This is a genomic window from Citrobacter sp. Awk 2 (assembly GCF_028069815.1).
GTDB lineage: Bacteria > Pseudomonadota > Gammaproteobacteria > Enterobacterales > Enterobacteriaceae > Citrobacter.
Map to the genome: position 1 here is coordinate 1 of NZ_JANEWL010000178.1, position 4,091 is coordinate 4,091.

4 protein-coding genes and 1 tRNA gene are annotated in these 4,091 nt (G+C 47.6%); 1 reads left to right on the forward strand and 4 read right to left on the reverse strand.

Annotation, left to right across the window (positions count from 1 at the left end; translation table 11 throughout):
• Positions 1-34 precede the first annotated feature (34 nt).
• From fimY to fimW, 3 genes are all read right to left on the reverse strand, one after another.
• Positions 35-757 carry a fimbria biosynthesis regulator FimY gene (gene fimY, locus NNO02_RS22790; RefSeq protein ID WP_271455830.1) on the reverse strand — a complete coding sequence of 241 codons (723 nt, stop codon included), beginning with the start codon at positions 755-757 and terminating at the stop codon, positions 35-37.
• 23 nt (positions 758-780) lie between these two features.
• On the reverse strand, positions 781-1,509 hold the full coding sequence (locus NNO02_RS22795) for an EAL domain-containing protein (protein ID WP_271455828.1): 729 nt from the start codon (positions 1,507-1,509) through the stop codon (positions 781-783).
• A gap of 167 nt (positions 1,510-1,676) precedes the next feature.
• Complete coding sequence (gene fimW, locus NNO02_RS22800) at positions 1,677-2,270, reverse strand: fimbria biosynthesis transcriptional regulator FimW (protein ID WP_271442819.1); 594 nt, start codon at positions 2,268-2,270, stop codon at positions 1,677-1,679.
• Between the two features lie 254 nt (positions 2,271-2,524).
• On the opposite strand from fimW, the gene NNO02_RS22805 reads away from it, so the two are divergent.
• Positions 2,525-2,601, forward strand: a tRNA-Arg gene (locus NNO02_RS22805).
• Positions 2,602-2,616: 15 nt separating this feature from the next.
• Here NNO02_RS22805 and NNO02_RS22810 read toward each other — a convergent pair.
• Entirely contained in the window at positions 2,617-3,780 is a 1,164-nt protein-coding gene (locus NNO02_RS22810; protein WP_271455829.1) for an integrase, read from the reverse strand.
• Positions 3,781-4,091: the final 311 nt, after the last annotated feature.

Here is a 4,091-nt window from a genome sequence, read left to right on the forward strand (position 1 = left end):
CCTATAAATTCTTATATCACAGAGGGTTAGGGTGTTAAATTAAATGGGGAGAGGTAACGCTCAGGCGATGTATCAGATGCAAAAAATGTTGACGATGTGGCAACCCCAGCCGTGTGATCAGTTGGTTCAGGCGATAGATAATGCGGTGATAGGGTTGGGCCTGCACGAGAGCGATCTTCTTTAATGATTTACCTTGCAAGAGTAATGAGATCATCGCCCAATCAGCCTGATTTATGTACCCGGAGTGAATATGATCCTGCTTTATCGATAATAAAGCATGGCGCATCTCCGGGAGGCGCTGGCGGCGCGGCAGGATATCAAATGGCCCAGCCATCGCAATAAAGTGCCTGAGCGCTTCGTGGCGACTGGGAAGTAATATGAAAATTTGAATGTTACTCTGCTCTTTAATGAGTCGGCGAAGATATTCCAGAACATCGAAATATGAGCTTGATGCACCATCCATATCAACCACTAACTGACTAACTTCAGACTCCTTCAACAGTGGTAGGGCCGATTCAATCGTCTGGAAGATGGCTGTGTGTGTACCAGAAAATAAATAGCGATTAAGCGTGTAGCCGAGATAGTTGTCTGTTGTGATAATTGCTTGAGATATCGTGTCGCCCGGTAATGTGTAATCAAGTTTTTGAGCCAGATACTCAATTCTGTCAAATTCTTGCGGTGCACAGTGATCATATTGCCAGGTACAGTGGGCGTTTCGTAAACGGCGATGCCGTTCCCGGCGTTTTACACTGCGCATCCTTCCTTTTTCCCTGTCCGTATCTATTGCGCCTGCTCTGGATAAATTGCTGGCCACAAATATCCCTGACCCAAATTTGCGCCAGCGCGCAGGGCAATTTCCTGCTGTTTTTGCGTTTCGATTCCTTCAACGACCACCAGCCCGGCGATTGCGCGCCCCATCTGAATAACCTGGCGGAGTTTTTCCGGCACATGGCTAAGTGTCCAGAACGTATTTTTATCCAATTTCACCCCTGACAAATGCCAGTTGGCTGCGGTGAATGCGCCCAGCAGTTTCTCATTGACGTCATCCAGCCATATTGGGATACCATGGTCTTCAAGATGTTGAATTACGCCATAGATGATCGTCCGCTGAGGTGTACTTAAAGAATAAAACGTATTTGGATCTTGTATTTCGATAATCAAGCTGGATGGAGAGGGCGTAATCAAAGAATGGAATAACGGCCAACTCAGGAAGGCTTGCATCGGTAAATTCAATGAGTAGCGCAGACCCTGTTGATAGCACTTAATTTTGTCAATTTGCTGATAAAACAGATGCAGTCGATGTTGAACCGACAGTTGGTGAAAATATTTTTCACTGTTTATATTCGCGGGAAGATGTGTGAGAACCTCACAACCGTATCTCAACGCGGTAGACAAATTGACAATGGGCTCGAATTTAAGTGCGAATTGCAGGGGTTCTGCATCGCTGTTTTTGGCGGTAAAGACAGAGTGCTCAGATTTATCATTCCATAATAACAGGCTCGGTGCCACGATATCCCCCCTGGCGTCAGAGCAAATATTACCGAGTATGTCTATTTGTTTCCCCGGAAATAATATACATAGGGTATTCTGGCAGCATGCGGTTAGGTACAGTAGGTGCCGATACTTAATTGATGATGAGACATTTCTCAATAAAATGCCCGACAGCAAGGCCCACTCTACTGTTGCAGAAAACTCAGGTGTGCCCTGATATACCTTAAAAATTGCTGATCATTTTTCACATCCAGCTTTTTCATAATACGGCGGCGAGTTGCTCTGGCCTGTATATCGCTGATGGAGAGAAGATGTGCCGTTTCAGCGAGCGTGTTACCGCTGGCAAGTAGCATTAAGAACTGGCGTTCCTCCACCGAAAAGTTGCGGGTGGTACAGAAATGGCAGACGGTTGCAGGCACACTGTGGCGGAGCGCGCGTTTTTGCAGAATTAGGATCAGTTTTTGGGTTATCGCTTCCACATTATCTTCCCGATAGATCAGCGGCAGCATATACAGGCAGGGGCGAAACATCAGCTTATCCTTATCGCCTCCGTTGCAGATGATCACCCGATGTTGGCGTCTGGTGTGGATGGGAACCTGATAACATCCTGCACTGAGCCAATCGTCATCCAGCGAAATAAAGGCGATGTCTGCGCGATCGATATCTTCGGTAGGTAAAAAGCAGATGTCCTGATGCCACTGATTTGCCAGGCGGGAGATGATGATTTTCAGCCCATGTTCGAAATGACTATTTTCTTCCTTGATAGCGATACTTAACATTGACGAGGTCCTGAACTGCAGGGAAGTGGTTGGGGAATGTTAAGCAAAATCATTAAGTTTCTAAATACTTGTAACCTTAAATCCCGCATTATGCTGGCTGAGTTGTTACCAGGTGATTTCCTGGAACCCCATGAACGACCAGAAAAAACAACATTCGTACACTTCGTCAGCAACCGGAACAAAAGGCATTGACTCAGCAGGCGCTGACCGTATAATTCACGCGTTTCATCTGCATGAAGTCATCACTTCTCTATGCGCCCTTAGCTCAGTTGGATAGAGCAACGGCCTTCTAAGCCGTAGGTCGTAGGTTCGAATCCTACAGGGCGTACCATTATATTTCAGTAAGTTACCTATTTTCTGCAATTTCCTCATTTCCCAAGTGGGACATATTTGGGACATCATCACTAAAAATCGAGTCAATTTGCTTCGCGTGTTCCGTTAAATGGTTCGGCGCAAGGTGAGCGTATCGGCGCACCATCTCGATGCTCTCCCATCCTCCCATTTCCTGCAGAACAGAAAGCGGAACTCCGGACTGAATTAGCCAACTGGCCCATGTGTGTCTCAGGTCGTGGAAGCGGAAATCCTCAATTCCTGCCCGGCGGCAAGCTGCATTCCATGCCCGCTGATCATCGACACGCATCTTCCTCACGGTTGGCGTCTTTGACCCATCAGGCCGGATGCCTTCTTTCGTATGCACGAACACCCATTTATGATGACTGCCAATCTGGTCACGCAAAACCTTACAAGCGGTGTCATTCAGCGCTACGCCAATAGCGCGGTTTGACTTGCTGTCTTCAGGGTTTACCCAGGCAACACGACGCTGCATGTCGATCTGCTGCCATTCCATATTGATGATGTTCGAGCGACGCAGGCCGGTTGCCAGCGCAAACTTAACAACCGATTTAAGTGGCTCCGGACATTCATCAATCAGCCTTTTCGCCTCATCTGCTTCAAGCCACCGGACGCGTTTATTGCGCACCGATGGAACCTTTATTACCGGCGCTTTCTCCAGCCATTTCCAGTCGCGTTCTGCCGCCCGCAGAATTGCCTTCATCAACGCCAGATGTTTGGCCTTGGTGGAGGTGGTTACCGGTTTAGCTGAATAGACTGGCGCTGGTTCTCCATTCTTCTGCGCCGCTGCAGCTTTGATTTTCCATATCTCAAGCTGCTTGCGGTTGCTCATCTTGTTCACTGCTGAGTAAATCTTTTGCTCGGTCACATCCTTTAACCTGATCCCCTCAAAATGCGCCAGCCAGAAAGCCATACGGCTGCGGTCATCCTTCAGTGATTTCTTCTCTGCCTTTTCCTCAAGCCATCGCATACAGGCATCGTCAAACGTTACATCGGGGAAATCCCCAAGCTGGTCTACTCGCCACAATTCAGCTTTGCGCTTGTCATGTAGCTCAGTAGCGAGCCGCTTGTCGGAAGTCCCAAGGCTTTCCTTAATTCGCTTCCCGCCCGGTGTCGAGTAGGACGCGTACCATATTTCACCTCTGCGGAAGAGTGACATTTTTTCCTCTGTTATGCCATCACCCGCGCTCACGGCGACAGTATGCAGCGGAGTACGTCGCTTTCAGCAGAGTACAAATTTGTTCAAATGGCCATTTGCGTTCACGGCCCGGGCTCAGTGATATCAGTCCTTCCGCGCAGCTATTTAGGGTATCGCGTCTAAGCAACAATATAACTAATCTGACAGACCTTCTCCATACACGCATAGTTGTTGTGATTGGGACGTGTTTCTTAAGCTTTTATTAATGCAGTTAAAATTATCTCAGGGAATGAATTTAAATAATGTATTTTTTATTGTGAATACATCTGGAT